General features: G+C 53.3%; 14 protein-coding genes and 7 tRNA genes. 17 read left to right on the top strand and 4 right to left on the bottom strand.

All coding sequences use genetic code 11. The features are described 5' to 3' along the window. The first annotated feature begins 45 nt into the window (after nt 1–45). From ybfF to fur, 4 genes are all read left to right on the top strand, one after another. Nucleotides 46–810, top strand: coding sequence for an esterase (ybfF, locus tag HFD95_RS04740; RefSeq protein ID WP_132499466.1), 765 nt, complete (start codon nt 46–48; stop codon nt 808–810). Between the two features lie 168 nt (nt 811–978). Continuing rightward, nucleotides 979–1,254, top strand: a complete 276-nt coding sequence (gene ybfE, locus HFD95_RS04735) for a LexA regulated protein (RefSeq protein WP_010260688.1) — start codon at nt 979–981, stop codon at nt 1,252–1,254. A gap of 132 nt (nt 1,255–1,386) precedes the next feature. Beyond that, nucleotides 1,387–1,917 carry a flavodoxin FldA gene (gene fldA / locus HFD95_RS04730; protein WP_010260687.1) on the top strand — a complete coding sequence of 177 codons (531 nt, stop codon included), beginning with the start codon at nt 1,387–1,389 and terminating at the stop codon, nt 1,915–1,917. Between the two features lie 348 nt (nt 1,918–2,265). Then, nucleotides 2,266–2,709, top strand: coding sequence for a ferric iron uptake transcriptional regulator (gene fur, locus HFD95_RS04725; RefSeq protein WP_009091454.1), 444 nt, complete (start codon nt 2,266–2,268; stop codon nt 2,707–2,709). A 71-nt stretch (nt 2,710–2,780) separates the two neighbouring features. On the opposite strand, the gene HFD95_RS04720 is transcribed toward fur, so the two are convergent. The 3 genes from HFD95_RS04720 to nagE all read right to left on the bottom strand — a co-directional run bounded on the left by HFD95_RS04720 (nt 2,781) and on the right by nagE (nt 7,259). After that, nucleotides 2,781–3,176 (bottom strand): hypothetical protein, encoded by a 396-nt coding sequence (locus HFD95_RS04720; protein WP_010260686.1) that lies wholly within the window; start codon nt 3,174–3,176, stop codon nt 2,781–2,783. Nucleotides 3,177–3,411: 235 nt separating this feature from the next. Continuing rightward, nucleotides 3,412–5,079 (bottom strand): glutamine--tRNA ligase, encoded by a 1,668-nt coding sequence (glnS, locus tag HFD95_RS04715; RefSeq protein WP_010260682.1) that lies wholly within the window; start codon nt 5,077–5,079, stop codon nt 3,412–3,414. Nucleotides 5,080–5,231: 152 nt separating this feature from the next. Continuing rightward, nucleotides 5,232–7,259 (bottom strand): N-acetylglucosamine-specific PTS transporter subunit IIBC, encoded by a 2,028-nt coding sequence (gene nagE / locus HFD95_RS04710; RefSeq protein WP_031293061.1) that lies wholly within the window; start codon nt 7,257–7,259, stop codon nt 5,232–5,234. A gap of 328 nt (nt 7,260–7,587) precedes the next feature. Here nagE and nagB point away from each other — a divergent pair, with 328 nt between their 5' ends. From nagB to HFD95_RS04650, 12 genes are all read left to right on the top strand, one after another. After that, nucleotides 7,588–8,388, top strand: coding sequence for a glucosamine-6-phosphate deaminase (gene nagB / locus HFD95_RS04705; protein WP_010260676.1), 801 nt, complete (start codon nt 7,588–7,590; stop codon nt 8,386–8,388). Between the two features lie 62 nt (nt 8,389–8,450). Beyond that, a complete protein-coding gene (gene nagA, locus HFD95_RS04700) occupies nt 8,451–9,599 on the top strand; it encodes an N-acetylglucosamine-6-phosphate deacetylase (RefSeq protein WP_167429902.1) in 1,149 nt (382 codons plus the stop codon). A gap of 7 nt (nt 9,600–9,606) precedes the next feature. Continuing rightward, the gene (locus HFD95_RS04695) at nt 9,607–10,827 is read left to right on the top strand and encodes an N-acetylglucosamine repressor (protein WP_022626048.1); all 1,221 of its coding nucleotides are present in this window, start codon (nt 9,607–9,609) and stop codon (nt 10,825–10,827) included. A 186-nt stretch (nt 10,828–11,013) separates the two neighbouring features. Further along, complete coding sequence (locus HFD95_RS04690) at nt 11,014–11,766, top strand: HAD-IIA family hydrolase (RefSeq protein WP_010260664.1); 753 nt, start codon at nt 11,014–11,016, stop codon at nt 11,764–11,766. Nucleotides 11,767–12,073: 307 nt separating this feature from the next. Next, entirely contained in the window at nt 12,074–13,741 is a 1,668-nt protein-coding gene (gene asnB, locus HFD95_RS04685; RefSeq protein WP_060679662.1) for an asparagine synthase B, read from the top strand. A 218-nt stretch (nt 13,742–13,959) separates the two neighbouring features. Continuing rightward, nucleotides 13,960–14,036 (top strand) — tRNA-Met (locus HFD95_RS04680). A gap of 9 nt (nt 14,037–14,045) precedes the next feature. Continuing rightward, a tRNA-Leu gene (locus HFD95_RS04675) sits at nt 14,046–14,130 on the top strand. A gap of 22 nt (nt 14,131–14,152) precedes the next feature. Further along, a tRNA-Gln gene (locus HFD95_RS04670) sits at nt 14,153–14,227 on the top strand. A gap of 34 nt (nt 14,228–14,261) precedes the next feature. Next, nucleotides 14,262–14,336, top strand: a tRNA-Gln gene (locus tag HFD95_RS04665). A gap of 22 nt (nt 14,337–14,358) precedes the next feature. Continuing rightward, nucleotides 14,359–14,435 (top strand) — tRNA-Met (locus HFD95_RS04660). Between the two features lie 6 nt (nt 14,436–14,441). Then, nucleotides 14,442–14,516, top strand: a tRNA-Gln gene (locus HFD95_RS04655). Between the two features lie 30 nt (nt 14,517–14,546). Then, nucleotides 14,547–14,621 (top strand) — tRNA-Gln (locus tag HFD95_RS04650). 99 nt (nt 14,622–14,720) lie between these two features. Here HFD95_RS04650 and ubiF read toward each other — a convergent pair. Then, the gene (gene ubiF, locus HFD95_RS04645) at nt 14,721–15,893 is read right to left on the bottom strand and encodes a 3-demethoxyubiquinol 3-hydroxylase (protein WP_022626049.1); all 1,173 of its coding nucleotides are present in this window, start codon (nt 15,891–15,893) and stop codon (nt 14,721–14,723) included. A 172-nt stretch (nt 15,894–16,065) separates the two neighbouring features. On the opposite strand from ubiF, the gene miaB reads away from it, so the two are divergent. Beyond that, on the top strand, nt 16,066–17,490 hold the full coding sequence (gene miaB, locus HFD95_RS04640; protein WP_010671281.1) for a tRNA (N6-isopentenyl adenosine(37)-C2)-methylthiotransferase MiaB: 1,425 nt from the start codon (nt 16,066–16,068) through the stop codon (nt 17,488–17,490). Nucleotides 17,491–17,679 lie beyond the last annotated feature (189 nt).

Raw genomic sequence — 17,679 nt, 5'->3', positions numbered from 1 at the left:
AACCATGATAACCTAAGCTCAGGTCTCAAACTTAAGAACTTTGCTATGATTTTGAACGCCCGTCTGCAAACTGAACAATCCCCTGCTGATTCTCTGCCCATCCTGCTTATTCACGGTCTGTTTGGCAGTCTCGATAACCTTGGCGTGCTGGCGCGCGGGCTGAAAGATGCCGGTCCGTTGCTGCAGGTAGATGTCCGCAACCACGGACTTTCACCACGATCTGACGAGATGAACTACGCTGTAATGGCGCAGGATATGGTCGAAACACTGGATGCACATGGCATTGATCGCGTCGCGGTGATCGGACACTCGATGGGCGGTAAAATCGCCATGACCATGAGCGCGCTGGTGCCGGAACGCATTGAGCGCCTGGTGATGATCGATATCGCCCCGGTGGATTACCAGACGCGCCGTCATGACCAGATATTTGCCGGCATTCGTGCCGTCACCAATGCGGGCGTCTCATCCCGCAGCGAGGCGGCGAAGGTCATGCGAACGCTGATCGAGGAAGAAGGGGTGATCCAGTTCCTGCTGAAATCCTTCCAGGAGGGGGAGTGGCGCTTCAACGTTCCGGTGCTGTGGAATAACTACACCACGATCTCTGGCTGGCAGCCGGTTCCCGCCTGGAATCACCCGGCGCTGTTTATTCGCGGCGGCGACTCCAGCTACCTGGATAACAGCTATCGCGATGCGTTGCTGCAGCAGTTCCCGGCCGCTCAGGCGCATGTGATCGGTGGCGCAGGACACTGGGTTCATGCAGAGAAACCCGATGCCGTTTTGCGCAGCGTCCGTCGCTTTTTTGCGCTTTAAAAGCAAATAGATGGCGGTAAAGGTTTAGGATTGGCGTCCGGCGTAAGCGTGAAGTATGATGGCGCGCTAAAATTTTGCCGCGGGTCAGTTTTGCTGCGGCAATGGCCAATAATTTATAATCTGCGCGGTGAGTGTCTGGCGCCCGCCCCCATTCAGTTTTACTAAGCCATGGCAAAAGAACAGACTGACCGCACGACGCTCGATCTCTTTGCTGATGAGCGCCGCCCTGGTCGACCCAAAACCAGTCCGCTTTCGCGTGATGAACAGCTGCGCATTAACAAGCGCAATCAACTGAAACGTGACAAAGGACGCGGGCTTCGTCGTGTCGAACTGAAAATGAACAGTGACGCCGTCGATGCACTCAATACGCTGGCAGAACAGCGCAATCTCAGCCGTAGCGAACTGATTGAACAGATGCTACTGGCACAGCTCAAACTGGATTAATGCGGGCAAATCGCACGCAGAGGCAAATGTCGGGGCTTTAACCGTTCACCGGTTTTCTCTCGTCTGCTATTATTCGCTGAAATGTGCTGCGGCACACATCTCATCATCAGGATTTAAGAGGTTATTTTACTCATGGCACTCGTAGGCATCTTCTTCGGCAGCGATACCGGCAATACCGAAAACATTGCAAAAATGATCCAGAAACAGCTGGGTACAGATGTTGCAGAAGTCCATGACATCGCAAAAAGCACAAAAGAAGATCTGGAAGCGTTTGATATCCTGCTGCTGGGTATTCCGACCTGGTACTACGGCGAAGCGCAGTGCGACTGGGATGACTTTTTCCCGACGCTGGAAGAGATCGATTTTAACGGCAAGCTGGTTGCGCTGTTTGGCTGTGGCGACCAGGAAGATTACGCAGAGTATTTCTGTGATGCCATGGGCACGATTCGCGACATTATCGAACCGCACGGTGCCGTGATTGTCGGACACTGGCCAACTGAAGGCTATCACTTCGAAGCTTCGAAAGGCCTGGCCGATGATACCCACTTCCTGGGCCTGGCCATTGACGAAGATCGCCAGCCTGAGCTGACCAGCCAGCGTGTTGACCAATGGGTTAAGCAGATTTTTGATGAACTGCAGCTGAAAGAGATCATCGAAGCCTGATCCTGCCCGACTCAATGTGAGCGCCAGCTCACATTGAGGCAATGAAAATGCCTATAGAAATAATAGCCACATTTTTTTAACTTTCTCCGTTTAATCTGTAGAATACCCGCATCGATCTTCCGCTTATTTTCTCAGGCGGCAAGACTAAGTGATGTGCTAACAGACCTCTGTCAGAATCTTCCCCGGCCCGGTGACGAATCCCCAATAGCCCATGATGATTCAGACACGCCCTCTGGTTTTCATTTCATCGCTTCAGTTCTATAATGAGACGCAAATGAGAATGAGCATAGATCGACATTCAAGGCGATAAGCCACAAAAGTGAATATTAGTAACAGGACAAAATCCGCATGACTGACAACAACACCGCATTAAAGAAGGCTGGCCTGAAAGTAACGCTGCCCAGACTGAAAATTCTGGAAGTGCTTCAGGAACCTGAGTGCCATCACGTCAGTGCGGAAGATTTGTATAAACGCCTGATCGACATTGGCGAAGAGATTGGCCTGGCGACCGTTTACCGTGTTCTGAACCAGTTTGATGATGCCGGTATTGTGACTCGTCACAACTTTGAAGGCGGCAAGTCTGTCTTCGAACTGACGCAGCAGCATCACCACGATCACCTGATCTGCCTGGATTGCGGCAAGGTTATCGAGTTCAGCGACGAATCGATTGAAACGCGTCAGCGTGAAATCGCGACCCGCCATGGCATCAAGCTGACCAACCACAGCCTCTATCTCTATGGACACTGTACGCTGGGCGATTGCCGTGAAGACGAAACGCTGCACGACCAGTAACGCTGGCGCGGCCTGAAATAAAAAAACCGGTGAATTCACCGGTTTTTTTTCGTCTGTTTTCTGCCCTCACCTCAGGCGACCAGCGTCTCCTGCAGATAGCGCCAGCGTGGAATAGAGCTGCTGCAATCCAGAATGGCCAGCGAAATGCGGCTCTGGTTATTGCCGTTCATCATCTGCATTTCGCGATACTGTACGACGATCTCTTTTTCATGATGAGAGAGAATGACATGTTCACAGGTGGCAATGCGCATCCCTTCCCGCTGCCCTTGTAACTGCTGGAAAAGATCCTCGACCTCGTTCAGATTGTACTCTTTGCCCTTTGGGGTCACCATGCGAAATTCAGGATGAAAATAGGACATCAGCAGCTGGAAACTGTCATCAGATCCGGCTGGCTGATTAAAAATACGTTCAATGAGCTGATGTAAAACGACGACACTGTGTTTGGCTTCCTGGGCGAGAACTGTCATTTTTTTTCCTTCTGTAACCCGCTTTGCAACCTCTGAGAGCGGATAGCCTACCTGAAAGCTGACAATTCACATCCTGAAATTGATTAATTTTTTTAAACTCAGATTACTCCCACAAGGCGGTATTGAACCGGTTGTGGTTAGTGCAGAATAAACGTCGGCGATGGTAAAAATCGGGGCAATAAAAAAGGGCGATAAATCGCCCTTTTGTCATTTTATGAGGTCAGCCCCAAAAAATTTATTCGCCCGTTTTGGTCCAGGTATCACGAAGACCGACGGTGCGGTTAAACACCAGTTGCGTCGGTTTCGAGTAAACGCTGTCGGCGCAGAAATAACCTTCACGTTCAAACTGAAACGGTGTTGTTGGTTCCACATCGCGCAGGCTGGGTTCAACAAAGCCGTTTTTGATGGTCAGTGACTCAGGATTAATGACCGCCAGGAAATCCTCTGCAGCAGCCGGATTTGGCACACTGAACAGACGATCATACAGACGGAACTCAGCTGGCTGCGCGTGATCCGCAGAAACCCAGTGAATCACGCCTTTGACTTTGCGGCCATCGGCTGGATCTTTGCTCAGCGTATCAACATCGCTGGTGCAGTAGATGCAGGTAATGTTGCCCGCTTCATCTTTGGCGACCCGCTCAGCACGAATCACATAGGCGTTACGCAGGCGAACTTCTTTGCCCAGCACCAGACGCTTATATTGTTTGTTCGCCTCTTCACGGAAATCCGCGCGATCGATCCAGATCTCGCGGCTGAACGGCACTTCACGCGTGCCCATCTCCGGTTTACCCGGATGATTTGGCATGGTGACGATTTCGCTATGGCCTGCTGGCAGGTTTTCGATCACCACTTTAAGCGGATCTAAAACCGCCATGGCGCGGGGCGCATTCTCGTTAAGATCATCACGGATACAGGACTCCAGCGAGGCCATCTCCACGATGTTATCCTGCTTGGTCACGCCAATACGACGACAGAACTCACGGATAGAAGCGGCGGTGTATCCACGGCGACGCAGACCTGAAACGGTCAGCATGCGCGGATCGTCCCACCCTTCTACGTGCTTCTCGGTCACCAGCTGAGTGAGTTTACGTTTCGACATCACCGCATACTCCAGATTCAGGCGCGAGAATTCATACTGACGCGGATGAACCGGAATTGTGATGTTGTCCAGCACCCAGTCATAGAGACGGCGGTTGTCCTGAAACTCCAGCGTACAGAGCGAGTGCGTAATGCCTTCCAGCGCATCGGAGATGCAGTGGGTAAAGTCATACATCGGGTAGATGCACCACTTATTGCCGGTCTGGTGGTGTTCCGCGAACTTGATGCGGTAAAGCACCGGATCGCGCATCACGATGAAATTAGAGGCCATGTCGATTTTGGCGCGCAGACAGGCGGTGCCTTCGGCAAACTCACCGTTTCGCATCTTCTCAAACAGCGCCAGATTCTCTTCCACGCTGCGATCGCGATAAGGGCTGTTTTTACCCGGCTCTTTCAGGGTGCCACGATATTCACGAATCGCATCCGGACTCAGTTCATCAACGTAGGCCAGTCCTTTGGAAATCAGCTCGATGGCATAGTTGTAGAGCTGATCGAAATAGTTTGATGAGTAACAGACCTCACCGCTCCACTCAAAACCCAGCCACTGAACGTCACGCTTGATGGATTCAACGAATTCCATATCCTCTTTAACCGGATTGGTATCGTCGAAACGCAGGTTGCATTGCCCCTGATAATCCTGGGCGATGCCAAAATTCAGACAGATCGATTTCGCATGACCAATATGCAGATAGCCATTGGGCTCCGGCGGAAAACGGGTATGCACGCTGCTGTGCTTACCGCTCGCCAAATCTTCGTCAATGATCTGACGAATAAAGTTAGTTGGGCGGGCTTCAGCCTCACTCATCTCAAAAATCCTCAATACGAATAACGGGTGATTTGTACCACGAAGTAACGGAGTATGATCCACAAAGCGTCTGAGGGAAACAACCGTTTGTTAAGCCTTTAAAACAAAAAAGGCAGGAATCGCTTCCTGCCTGTGGGGTTCTGTTGCGGGGATTAGCCTTTCACTTCATACAGCGGGGTTTCCCCTGCTATTACCTGACCCTGTGCCAGTAAAGTCAGACCGGCGAAATCGTCGCTGTTGCTGACCACGACCGGACTCACCATTGAGCGGGCATTGGCGTTAAGGAATTCAAGGTCCATCTCCAGTACTCGCTGACCGGCGACCACGCTGGCCCCCTCTTCAACCAGACGGGTAAAGCCTTTACCTTCCAGCGCCACGGTATCCAGCCCCATGTGCACCACAATCTCCACGCCATTGTCGGTTTCCAGACAGAAGGCATGATTGGTGTTAAAGATTTTCACCAGCGTACCGGCAATCGGTGCCACTACCCATTTGTCGCTGGGCTTGATCGCCAGACCGTCGCCCACCGCTTTGCTGGCAAAGGCTTCATCCGGCACATCATCCAGCGCCACGACTTCACCGCTGACCGGCGCCAGCAGCGTGGCGATGACCTGCTTCTCACTGTTCAGCACCGCCTGCGGTTTAACGTCCGGCTCGGCCGGCGCACTGCTGGTAGCCGCTGCAGCGACCGGACCTTTGGTCAGCACTTTTTTCATGGCCGAGGCGATGCTTTCTGCCTGGGTACCTACGATGATCTGCACGCTCTGTTTGTTAAGACGGATCACGCCGGACGCGCCAAGGCGCTTAGCAACCGCCTCATTCACCTGCGCCGAGTCATTCACGTTAAGACGCAGACGGGTGATACAGGCATCGATGCTGGTTAAGTTAGCTGAACCACCAATCGCCCCAATGTAGCGGCGCGCCAGTGACTCTGTGGCACTTTCACCGCTATCCGTTTTATCAACGTTAACGTCATAACCATCAGTTTCATCACCATCAACCGCCAGCTCGCGGCCCGGCGTCATCAGGTTGAATTTTTTGATGGTAAAGCGGAACACCACATAATAGATAACGAAGAAGACCAGACCCTGCGGGATCAGCATGTACCAGTGTGTCGCCAGCGGATTACGGGTCGACAGCACCATATCCACCAGCCCGGCGCTGAAACCAAATCCGGCAATCCAGTGCATGCTGGCAGCGATGAAGACAGAAATACCGGTCAGGACGGCGTGGATCAGATAAAGCACGGGTGCCACGAACATGAAGGAGAACTCCAGCGGTTCGGTAATACCCGTAAAGAAGGCAGCAAACGCCGCGGCCAGCATGATACTACCCACTTTGACGCGGTTCTCAGGGCGCGCACAGTGGTAGATAGCCAGCGCAGCACCCGGCAGACCAAACATCATGATCGGGAAGAAGCCCGCCTGATAACGACCGGTGATGCCGACAGTTGCCGATCCGTCAGCCAGTGACTGTGCACCGCCAAGGAATTTAGGAATGTCATTAATGCCCGCAACATCAAACCAGAACACCGAGTTCAGGGCGTGATGCAGACCGACCGGAATCAGCAGGCGGTTAAAGAAGGCGTAGATACCGGCACCGGCAGAGCCGAGCTTCTGGATATGTTCACCAAAGCCCACCAGACCGTTAAAGATAACCGGCCAGATATACATCAGGATAAAGGCGACCAGGATCATCAGGAACGAGACCAGTATCGGCACCAGTCGCCGTCCGCTGAAGAAGGAGAGTGCTTTCGGCAGCTCGACGTGGCTGAAGCGGTTATAGACCTCCGCCGACAGGATACCGACCAGAATACCGACAAACTGGTTATTAATTTTACCAAACGCCACAGGCACCTGGTCAACCGGCATCTTCTGTATCATCGCCACCGCGGCCGGTGAGCAGAGCGTGGTGACTACCAGGAATCCGACAAAGCCGGTCAGGGCTGCCGCACCATCTTTATCTTTCGACATGCCATACGCGACACCAATCGCAAACAGCACTGACATATTTTCAATGATGGCAGCACCAGATTTGATCAGTAACGCCGCCAGCGCATTACCTGCGCCCCAGCTGTCTGGATCGATCCAGTAGCCCACGCCCATTAATATCGCTGCTGCTGGCAGGGTTGCTACCGGCACCATCAGTGCGCGCCCCACCTTTTGTAAGTAACCTAACATATCCCCTTCCCCCTATGAGCCTGACTTGTCGCTTTGCGCTGCTTAATGTTGTTATGTCAGCTGCAAAGATCGTTAATACACTTCATATCACGCAGCGAAGTGTAATGATAAATTAATTCGCCTCGCAAATTAAAAGCCTGGTAAATGTGATTTTTATCACTAAAAAACATCGTTTCATACGGCAACATCTGGCTATGACCGTAAACTTATTTTATGATCCGAAATATTGAATTATGCGCTGGCCATGGCGACAATGAATCATCTGTTCAGATTGGTGACTCACGCAACGGCTTAGCCATCCCCTTTCTATTTTCAATTGAGGTGAAACATGAGACTGATTCCTTTAGCGACGCCAACCCAGGTGGGAAAATGGGCCGCCCGACATATTGTTAATCGTATCAATGCGTTTAACCCGACGGCGGATAAACCTTTTGTCCTGGGGCTGCCAACCGGCGGTACGCCACTGGAAGCGTACAAACACCTGATTGATATGCACAAAGCGGGCCAGGTCAGTTTTAAAAACGTCGTGACATTCAATATGGATGAATATGTTGGCCTGCCAAAAGAGCATCCTGAGAGCTATCACAGCTTCATGTATCGAAATTTCTTCGATCACGTTGATATTCAACCGGAAAATATCAACCTGCTGAATGGTAATGCCCCCGATATTGACGCAGAATGTCGTCAGTACGAAGAGAAAATTCGCGCGCTGGGTAAAATTCACCTGTTCATGGGCGGCGTCGGTAACGACGGTCATATCGCCTTTAACGAACCGGCTTCCTCTCTCGCTTCCCGTACCCGCATTAAAACCCTGACCCATGACACCCGCGTGGCGAACTCCCGCTTCTTTAACGGTGACGTTGATCAGGTGCCTAAATATGCGCTGACGGTCGGCGTCGGTACGCTGCTGGATGCAGAGGAAGTGATGATTCTGGTTACCGGCCATGTTAAAGCGCAGGCATTACAGGCGGCGGTTGAAGGCAACGTTAATCATATGTGGACCATCAGTTGCCTGCAGCTGCACGCGAAATCGGTGGTAGTGTGCGATGAGCCGGCCACCATGGAACTGAAAGTGAAAACCGTGAAATATTTCCGCGAAATGGAAGCGGAAAATATGAAAGGCGTGTAACAGAACATTGTCATGCCCTGCTGTTACGCTGAGTGACAGCAGGCCAGGACGGGAGAAGAGAGATGTACGCATTAGTTAACGGTCGAATCTACAGTGGCCATGAGGTTCTGGATAATTACGCGGTGGTGGTTGCCGATGGGCGTATAGCGCGCGTCTGTCCGCGTGAAGCGCTCCCGGCGGATATTGAGCAGCGGGATATGGCGGGGGCGAATATTGCGCCAGGCTTTATCGATCTCCAGCTCAATGGCTGCGGTGGCGTGCAATTCAATGACAGCCTTGAGGCGCTCAGCATTGAAACGCTGGAAACGATGCAGCGCGCCAATGAAAAGTCTGGCTGCACCAGCTTTTTACCGACGCTGATAACCAGCAGCGACGCCCTGATGAAGCGGGCGATTGAAACCATGCGCGCCTACCTGCAGAAACATCAGAATCAGGCGCTGGGTCTGCATCTGGAAGGGCCCTGGCTGAGCAAAGCGAAAAAAGGCACCCACGATCCAGCGCTGATTCGCCTGCCGGATGCGGCAATGGTGCAGTACCTGTGCGACAACGCGGACGTCATCACCAAAGTCACGCTTGCCCCTGAAAATGCGGGTAGCGATGTGATTCGTCAATTGACTGATGCCGGGATTATTGTCTCAGCCGGTCACTCGAATGCGACCTATGAAGAGGCTAAAGCGGGCTTTTCTGCTGGTGTGAGTTTCGCGACGCACCTCTACAACGCCATGCCCACCTTTGCCGGACGTGAACCCGGGCTTATCGGTGCGCTGTTTGATTCGCCTGATGTATACTGCGGCATTATTGCGGACGGTTTACATGTACATTACGCTAACGTGCGCAATGCAAAACGCATCAAAGGCGACAAACTGGTGCTGGTCACGGATGCCACTGCACCGGCTGGCGCGGACATAAGCGAGTTTATTTTTGCAGGCAAAACAATCTATTATCGCGATGGGCTCTGTGTCGACGAAAACGGCACATTAAGTGGTTCTGCCCTGACGATGATTGAAGCGGTACAAAACAGCGTTGAGCATGCAGGGATCGCACTGGACGAAGCGTTGCGTATGGCAACACTCTACCCGGCACGGGCGATGGGCGTGGAAAGGCAGTCAGGCTCGATCGAAGCAGGAAAAATCGCGAACCTGACTGTGTTTACGCGCGACTTTAAAATCATAAAGACGTTTGTCAACGGAGACGACGTCCTGAGCGAGTAAGCACTGAATGACCACTGGCGGCCAGTCACAAATAGGAAATGTCGATCTTGTTAAGCAACTCAATAGCGCAGCGGTTTACCGGCTGATTGATCAACAGGGGCCGATATCGCGCATTCAGATTGCCGAACTTAGCCAGCTCGCGCCCGCCAGCGTCACCAAAATTACCCGTCAGTTGATTGAGCGCGGCCTGATCAAAGAGGTAGACCAGCAGGCGTCTACCGGTGGTCGCCGCGCCATCTCCATTATCACTGAAACCCGCCATTTCCATACCATCGGCGTCCGCCTCGGACGCAACGACGCCACCCTGACTCTGTTTGACCTCAGCGGTAAATCGCTGGCGCAGGAAGATTATGCGCTGCCGGAACGCACCCAGGAGACGCTGGAACATGCGCTGTTTAACGCCATCAGCAGCTTCATTGAGCAGCACCAGCGTAAAATTCGCGAGCTGATCGCGATTTCAGTGATCCTGCCAGGGCTGGTTGATCCGATTAACGGCGTGATCCGCTATATGCCACACATCTCTGTCAGCCGCTGGCCGCTGGTCGCCAGTCTGAAAAAACGTTTTAACGTTACCAGTTTTGTAGGTCATGATATTCGCAGCCTGGCGCTGGCTGAGCACTATTTCGGTGCAAGCCGCGACTGTGCTGACTCAATTCTGGTGCGTTTACACCGGGGCACGGGCGCCGGCATTATTGCCAACGGCCATATTTTTCTCGGCAGCAACGGCAACGTTGGCGAGATCGGCCATATTCAGGTCGACCCGCTTGGCGAGCGCTGTCACTGCGGCAACTTTGGCTGCCTTGAGACTATTGCCGCCAACGGCGCCATTGAAAATCGGGTACGGCATCTGCTGAATCAGGGCTATCCCAGCGTACTGACGCTGGAGGCGTGCCAGATATCCCACATCTGCAAAGCGGCCAATCAGGGTGATGCACTGGCCTGCGAAGTGGTTGAGTACGTTGGCCGTTATCTTGGCAAAGCTATCGCGATTGCGATCAACCTGTTTAATCCGCAAAAAGTGGTGCTGGCGGGTGAGATCACTGAAGCAGAAAAAGTGCTGCTGCCCGCGATTGAGGGCTGCATTAATACTCAGGCATTAGAGGCCTTCCGTAAAAATCTGCCGGTCGTGCGTTCCACCCTGGATCATCGTTCCGCTATTGGCGCCTTTGCGCTCGCTAAACGTGCCATGCTTAACGGCATTCTGCTGCAACATCTTCTGGAAGACTAAGAGCCTATCCCAGTAGGCGTAATTGGTGCAGGCAGTCTGGACACGGACAGCGCGGAACAACCGGAGCGTACACGTAGTACGTGAGGATTGTGAGCACTGCCCAGGTTCAGAATGACAAATTAAATAGCCTAATGGGATAGGCTCTAAGCTAACCCGCTGCTGTGGCGGGCCATATCGGATCTGACTATGACCATTAAAAGCGTAATTTGTGATATCGATGGCGTGCTGATGCACGACAACACGGCCGTTCCCGGCGCACAGGAGTTTTTACAGCGCATTCTGGCCAAAGAGATGCCGCTGGTGGTGCTGACGAACTATCCCTCGCAAACCGAGCAGGATCTGGCAAACCGCTTTGCCTCGGCCGGTGTCGAGGTGCCCGACTCCGTTTTCTATACCTCCGCAATGGCAACCGCCGACTTCCTGCGCCGTCAGGAGGGCAAAAAGGCGTATGTGATTGGTGAGGGCGCACTGATTCATGAACTCTACAAAGCGGGCTTTACCATTACCGATGTGAATCCCGATTTTGTCATTGTCGGAGAGACGCGCTCGTTTAACTGGGACATGATGCATAAAGCGGCCTTCTTCGTGGCTAATGGCGCCCGCTTTATTGCCACCAACCCGGATACTCATGCGCGCGGTTTTATTCCTGCCTGTGGCGCACTCTGTGCGGGTATTGAGAAGATATCAGGCCGTCGCCCGTTTGTTGTCGGCAAGCCCAGCCCCTACATCATGCGCGCCGCGCTGAACAAAATGCAGGCCCACTCGGAAGAGACCGTGATTGTCGGTGACAATCTGCGAACCGATATTCTGGCCGGTTTTCAGGCGGGTCTGGAGACGGTGCTGGTGCTCTCCGGCGTCTCGACGCTGAGTGATATCGATGCCATGCCGTTCCGTCCGGACTGGATCTACCCTTCTGTGGCCGATATCGACCTGTTCTGATTCATTTCTCTTATGACGCATCCGGCTAATCTGTGATGCGTCCCCCCTTTTTGCGCTATATCTCCCACTTTTACTGTCTGTTTTTTGCTCGAAAAAGCTATTTTATTGCTGATCCATTAACGAAACAGCTTTAAAATTATCGTTTATTCAATTTTATTGCCATACAAGCAATCTTTTTATCAGTAAATCACGATTCCTCTTGCATTGAATGCACCAAATAGCGCATTTTCTTATGTATCACGCAGCATCAGGCTGCCGGACAAACGCAAAAGATAACATCGCCGTAAGGTGAGCTCAGGAGTCAGTTATGTGTTCAATTTTTGGTGTGCTGGATCTGAAAACCGATCCTGTTGAGCTGCGCAAAAAAGCGCTGGAATGTTCACGCTTAATGCGTCATCGAGGCCCGGACTGGTCAGGCGTCTACGCCGATGACCATGCTATTCTGGCGCATGAACGTCTCTCAATTGTTGACGTTAACAATGGCGCACAGCCGCTGTACAACGCCGATCGCACCCACGTACTGGCAGTTAACGGCGAAATTTATAACCATCAGGCACTGCGCGCTGAACTCAGCGATCGCTACGCGTTTCAGACCGGTTCTGACTGTGAAGTGATTCTGGCGCTCTATCAGGAGAAAGGTGTCGATTTCCTCGATGAGCTGGAAGGCATGTTCGCCTTTATCCTCTATGACACCGTTAAAAAAACGTACCTGATTGGTCGCGACCACATCGGCATCATCCCGCTCTATATGGGTAACGATGAGCATGGCAACCTGTTTGTTGCTTCAGAAATGAAAGCGCTGGTGCCAGCCTGCCGTTCAATCAAAGAGTTCCCGCCGGGAAGCTACCTCTCCAGCACCGATGGCGAGATCCGCCGTTACTGGCAGCGCGACTGGATGGAATATAAAAACGTTGAGCACAACACCACCGACGCCGCTGGCCTGAAACATGCGCTGGAAGAGTCCGTGAAAAGCCACCTGATGTCAGATGTGCCTTACGGCGTGCTGCTGTCAGGCGGTCTGGACTCTTCTATCATTTCAGCCGTGACCAAGCGTTACGCGGCGAAGCGGGTTGAAGATCAGGATAAAAGTGATGCGTGGTGGCCACAGCTGCACTCCTTCGCGGTAGGGCTGGAAGGTTCTCCCGACTTAAAAGCGGCAAAATCTGTGGCGGAGCATCTGGGCACCGTACACCATGAAATTCATTTCACCGTGCAGGAAGGTCTGGATGCCATTCGCGATGTGATTTATCACATTGAAACCTATGACGTCACCACCATTCGTGCCTCTACGCCAATGTACTTAATGTCACGTAAAATTAAAGCGATGGGCATTAAGATGGTGCTGTCGGGCGAAGGCGCAGATGAAGTCTTCGGCGGCTATCTCTATTTCCATAAAGCGCCAAACGCCAAAGAGTTCCACGAAGAAAACGTTCGTAAACTGCAGGCGCTGCATATGTTCGACTGCGCCCGTGCCAACAAAGCGATGTCCGCCTGGGGCGTTGAAGCCCGCGTACCGTTCCTGGATAAAAAATTCCTGGATGTGGCGATGCGAATCAACCCGGCCGATAAAATGTGTGGCAGCAACGGTAAAATGGAGAAGCACATTCTGCGTGAATGTTTCTCCTCTTACCTGCCGGAGAGCGTGGCGTGGCGTCAGAAAGAGCAGTTCTCGGATGGCGTGGGTTACAGCTGGATCGACTCACTGAAAGAAGTGGCTGCGAAGCAAATCAGCGATCAGCAGCTGGCTACCGCTCACTTCCGCTTCCCGTTCAACACGCCGGGTTCGAAAGAAGCCTATCTCTATCGTGAGATCTTTGAAGAGCTGTTCCCGTTGGCGAGCGCGGCAGAGTGTGTGCCTGGCGGTCCATCGGTCGCCTGTTCTTCTGCCAAAGCGATTGAATGGGATGAAGCGTTTAAAAACATGGACGATCCCTCTGGTCGTGCCGTGGGTGTGCATCAGTCAGCCTATAAATAAGCCGGCTGAAAGCAACCAGAATGGGCCCGCTGCGGCCCATTTTTTTTACGATTAGCGTTGTATTCACTGAAAAATTGCCGAATAAACACCCAGGCTGGTTATAAGCCAGTCAAACAGCGATTATCTGGCAAAAAACGGTAAAAAAATTGTTGACGCTGTCTGGTCAACTCCGCATAATGCGCCCCGCAACGCCGATGAAGGTAACGCGAAAAAAAGATGGCTACGTAGCTCAGCTGGTTAGAGCACAGCACTCATAATGCTGGGGTCACAGGTTCGATTCCCGTCGTAGCCACCATCTTTTTTTGCGGGAGTGGCGAAATTGGTAGACGCACCAGATTTAGGTTCTGGCGCCGCAAGGTGTGCGAGTTCAAGTCTCGCCTCCCGCACCATTTCATTATTCGGCAGCGTGGATGGGATATCGCCAAGCGGTAAGGCACCGGTTTTTGATACCGGCATTCCCTGGTTCGAATCCAGGTATCCCAGCCAATTTCGATGATTCTCGAGGCTGAGAACGGACGAATGGGATATCGCCAAGCGGTAAGGCACCGGTTTTTGATACCGGCATTCCCTGGTTCGAATCCAGGTATCCCAGCCATCATTGAAATGCAGTACAATTTGGCTACGTAGCTCAGCTGGTTAGAGCACAGCACTCATAATGCTGGGGTCACAGGTTCGATTCCCGTCGTAGCCACCATATAATTGGGGTGTCGCCAAGCGGTAAGGCACTGGTTTCTGATACCAGCATTCCGGGGTTCGAATCCCTGCACCCCAGCCATACAAAAGACAATTTGAAAAACACCATTATTGGGGTGTCGCCAAGCGGTAAGGCACTGGTTTCTGATACCAGCATTCCGGGGTTCGAATCCCTGCACCCCAGCCAAATTGCACAACCTGGCCCGCTTTTGCGGGCTTTGTTGTTTTTGTCGTTCCCCTTCCTGATTGCAGGCCCGCCGTATGGCGAGCCGACATGCGCAATCTGCTATAACCCCAGCGCGTAGCGCAATACCTGCCGCTTCAGTACCCCGGAATGTTCGGCGGCAATCAATCCGAGATTACGTGCAAACCGCAGTGGTGCCAGCTGATTGCTGAAGGCAAAATAGAACAGATCCATGCCGCCTTGCATCAGCATATTGTCTTTACGACGTTGCCGGTGATAGCGCTGCAATACGCGCTCGGATGCCCAATCCTCCGCCGCACCGCGTGCGCTGACCAGCACATTAATCAACGCATCAATATCGCGATAGCCCAGATTCACGCCCTGCCCGGCCAGCGGATTAATGGTATGCGCGGCATCACCGACCAGCGCCAGTCCTGGCAGGACATACCGTGAAGCGTGACGCCGTACCAGCGGGAAGCCGCCCGCCGCGTGGGCTTTAAAACGTCCCAGCCGCGCCGGGAAATGGCTGGCTATCTCTTTTTCCAGCTGGGCCATCGGCATCGCCTGTAGCTGCCGGACTCTTGCAGGCGCGTCATACCAGACCAGCGAGGCCCGGTTGCCATACAGCGGCAAGAAGGCGCGCGGTCCCTGAGGCGTAAAGTGCTGCCAGGTCGCATCGCCTGCCGGATGTTCGCAGGTCACGCTGATCAGTAAACAGGATTGCGCATAGCTCCAGCCATGAATACCGATCCCGGCCATCTGTCGCACCTGAGAGTTCGCGCCATCAGCCCCAACCACCAGGCGGGCGTGTAAGGCAACGCCGTCGTTGAGGTCGATGCGCCAGCCGCCATTTTCTGGCTGCAGGTTCTCCAGTGTGGCCGGGCAATAGCAGGTCACGCCCAGCGACTGCATCTCCTCCCATAGCGCCCGCTGAAGCACGCTGTTCTCGACCATAAAGCCCAGCTCGGGCAGCCCCAGCGAGGCCGCATCAAAACTCACCTGCGCCGTCTGCCACTCCCAGGTTTCCAGCCTGCGATAGGGCGCGCTGCGCATCGCCTCTACCCGTGGCCAGACGTTGAGCTGCTTCAGCAACCCCACCGAGGATGACCCAATCGCCGAAATTCGCAGATCGGGATCGCTGTCGGCATCAAAAGGCGCGGGTTCGGCACGCTCAATGACCGCAACGCGAAAATGTTGCTGCGTCAGTCCACAGGCCAGCGCCGCACCGACCATGCCACCGCCAACAATCACTACATCAAACTGATTATCCTGCATTGCTTATGTCCCTCTCTTATTCCCGCCAGCCTGCGCAACACGGGTCTGAATAAAGCAAAGTGTACCGGAAAACCGGATTGCTGGCAGAAAAGCCCTGAGGCTGGTCACAACAGCATCAAAGCATTACAATACGCGCCCCGCACTTCACTGCACTGAATCAATGGTTAGCGCGATGACAAAAAAACTGCATATCAAAACCTGGGGATGTCAGATGAATGAGTATGATTCATCCAAGATGTCTGATCTGCTGAACAGTACGCACGGCTATACGCTGACCGAGGTTCCTGAAGAGGCGGATATTCTGCTGCTTAACACCTGTTCTATTCGTGAGAAAGCGCAGGAGAAAGTATTCCACCTGCTGGGACGCTGGAGAAAACTCAAAGAGCGCAACCCGGATGTGATTATCGGCGTGGGCGGCTGCGTGGCATCGCAGGAAGGGGATCATATCCGCCAGCGTGCGCCCTGCGTGGATATCGTTTTTGGTCCGCAGACACTGCACCGCCTGCCGGAGATGATCAACACCGTGCGCGGCACCAAAAGCCCGGTGGTCGACATCAGCTTCCCGGAAATCGAGAAATTTGATCGCCTGCCGGAACCGCGCGCAGACGGCCCGACTGCCTTTGTCTCCATCATGGAAGGCTGCAACAAATATTGTACTTTCTGCGTGGTGCCTTACACCCGTGGCGAGGAAGTGAGCCGTCCGAGCGATGACATTCTGCTGGAGATCGCTCAGCTGGCAGCGCAGGGCGTGCGTGAAGTTAACCTCCTTGGCCAGAACGTTAACGCCTATCGTGGTGCCACCTTTGATGGTGAAATCTGTACCTTCGCTGAGCTGCTGCGCCTGGTCGCCGCCATCGACGGTATCGACCGCATTCGCTTCACCACCAGCCACCCGATTGAGTTCACCGATGACATCATTGAGGTCTACCGCGATACGCCGGAACTGGTGAGCTTCCTGCACCTGCCGGTTCAGAGTGGATCAGACCGTATTCTGACGCTGATGAAGCGTGCTCATACCGCGCTGGAGTATAAGGCGATTATCCGCAAGCTGCGCGCGGCGCGCCCGGATATTGAGATCAGCTCTGACTTCATCATTGGTTTCCCAGGCGAAACTCAGCAGGATTTCGAGCAGACCATGAAGCTTATCGCCGAGATCAATTTCGACGTCAGCTTCAGCTTTATCTACTCTGCCCGTCCCGGCACGCCCGCCGCTGACCTGCCGGATGATGTCAGCGAAGAGGAGAAAAAGCAGCGTCTGTGGATCCTGCAGGACCGCATTAACCAGCAGGCGCAGGCGATCAGTCGCCGCATGGTGGGCACAGTGCAGCGTATTCTGGTGGAAGGCATCTCCCGCAAGAACGTGATGGAAGTCTCTGGCCGCACCGAAAATAACCGCGTGGTGAATTTCGAAGGCTCGCCTGAAATGATCGGCCGCTTTGTGGATGTTGAAATTGTCGATGTCTACACCAACTCGCTGCGCGGCAAACTGGTGCGTACTGAAGAAGAGATGGGGCTGCGCATGGCGGAAAGCCCGGCGTCCGTGATCGCCCGTACCCGTAAAGAAAATGAAATCGGCGTGAGTCTGTTCCAGCCGTGATGCCCGCTTTACTGTGCGGCAGCGCGCATCGCGTTGTCGCCAATTTCACTTTGCACCACTTGCTTTCTGAAAGTGTCGCCCAAATATCTCTCCATAAGCTTGCGCCCAGGCGTTACGGCATAAATAATTTCGTTATGGTGCATCCGGTTAAGCTTAACGGTGCGTCAGACACATCCCATAACTGGCCCT

Source organism: Pantoea sp. EKM10T (assembly GCF_011800685.1).
Lineage (GTDB): Bacteria > Pseudomonadota > Gammaproteobacteria > Enterobacterales > Enterobacteriaceae > Pantoea > Pantoea agglomerans.
The sequence above is the reverse complement of the archived record's forward strand: the minus strand, read 5'-3'. Positions and strand labels throughout refer to the sequence as shown.

Excerpts from the sequence above, each read along its gene's own strand:
- fur (WP_009091454.1), top strand. The coding sequence starts at position 2,266 with ATGACTGACAACAACACCGCATTAAAGAAGGCTGGCCTGAAAGTAACG.
- miaB (WP_010671281.1), top strand. The coding sequence starts at position 16,066 with ATGACAAAAAAACTGCATATCAAAACCTGGGGATGTCAGATGAATGAG.
- HFD95_RS04690 (WP_010260664.1), top strand. The coding sequence starts at position 11,014 with ATGACCATTAAAAGCGTAATTTGTGATATCGATGGCGTGCTGATGCAC.
- nagB (WP_010260676.1), top strand. The coding sequence starts at position 7,588 with ATGAGACTGATTCCTTTAGCGACGCCAACCCAGGTGGGAAAATGGGCC.
- nagA (WP_167429902.1), top strand. The coding sequence starts at position 8,451 with ATGTACGCATTAGTTAACGGTCGAATCTACAGTGGCCATGAGGTTCTG.
- ybfE (WP_010260688.1), top strand. The coding sequence starts at position 979 with ATGGCAAAAGAACAGACTGACCGCACGACGCTCGATCTCTTTGCTGAT.
- HFD95_RS04720 (WP_010260686.1), bottom strand. The coding sequence starts at position 3,176 with ATGACAGTTCTCGCCCAGGAAGCCAAACACAGTGTCGTCGTTTTACAT.
- ybfF (WP_132499466.1), top strand. The coding sequence starts at position 46 with ATGATTTTGAACGCCCGTCTGCAAACTGAACAATCCCCTGCTGATTCT.
- HFD95_RS04695 (WP_022626048.1), top strand. The coding sequence starts at position 9,607 with ATGACCACTGGCGGCCAGTCACAAATAGGAAATGTCGATCTTGTTAAG.
- ubiF (WP_022626049.1), bottom strand. The coding sequence starts at position 15,893 with ATGCAGGATAATCAGTTTGATGTAGTGATTGTTGGCGGTGGCATGGTC.
- asnB (WP_060679662.1), top strand. The coding sequence starts at position 12,074 with ATGTGTTCAATTTTTGGTGTGCTGGATCTGAAAACCGATCCTGTTGAG.
- fldA (WP_010260687.1), top strand. The coding sequence starts at position 1,387 with ATGGCACTCGTAGGCATCTTCTTCGGCAGCGATACCGGCAATACCGAA.
- nagE (WP_031293061.1), bottom strand. The coding sequence starts at position 7,259 with ATGTTAGGTTACTTACAAAAGGTGGGGCGCGCACTGATGGTGCCGGTA.
- glnS (WP_010260682.1), bottom strand. The coding sequence starts at position 5,079 with ATGAGTGAGGCTGAAGCCCGCCCAACTAACTTTATTCGTCAGATCATT.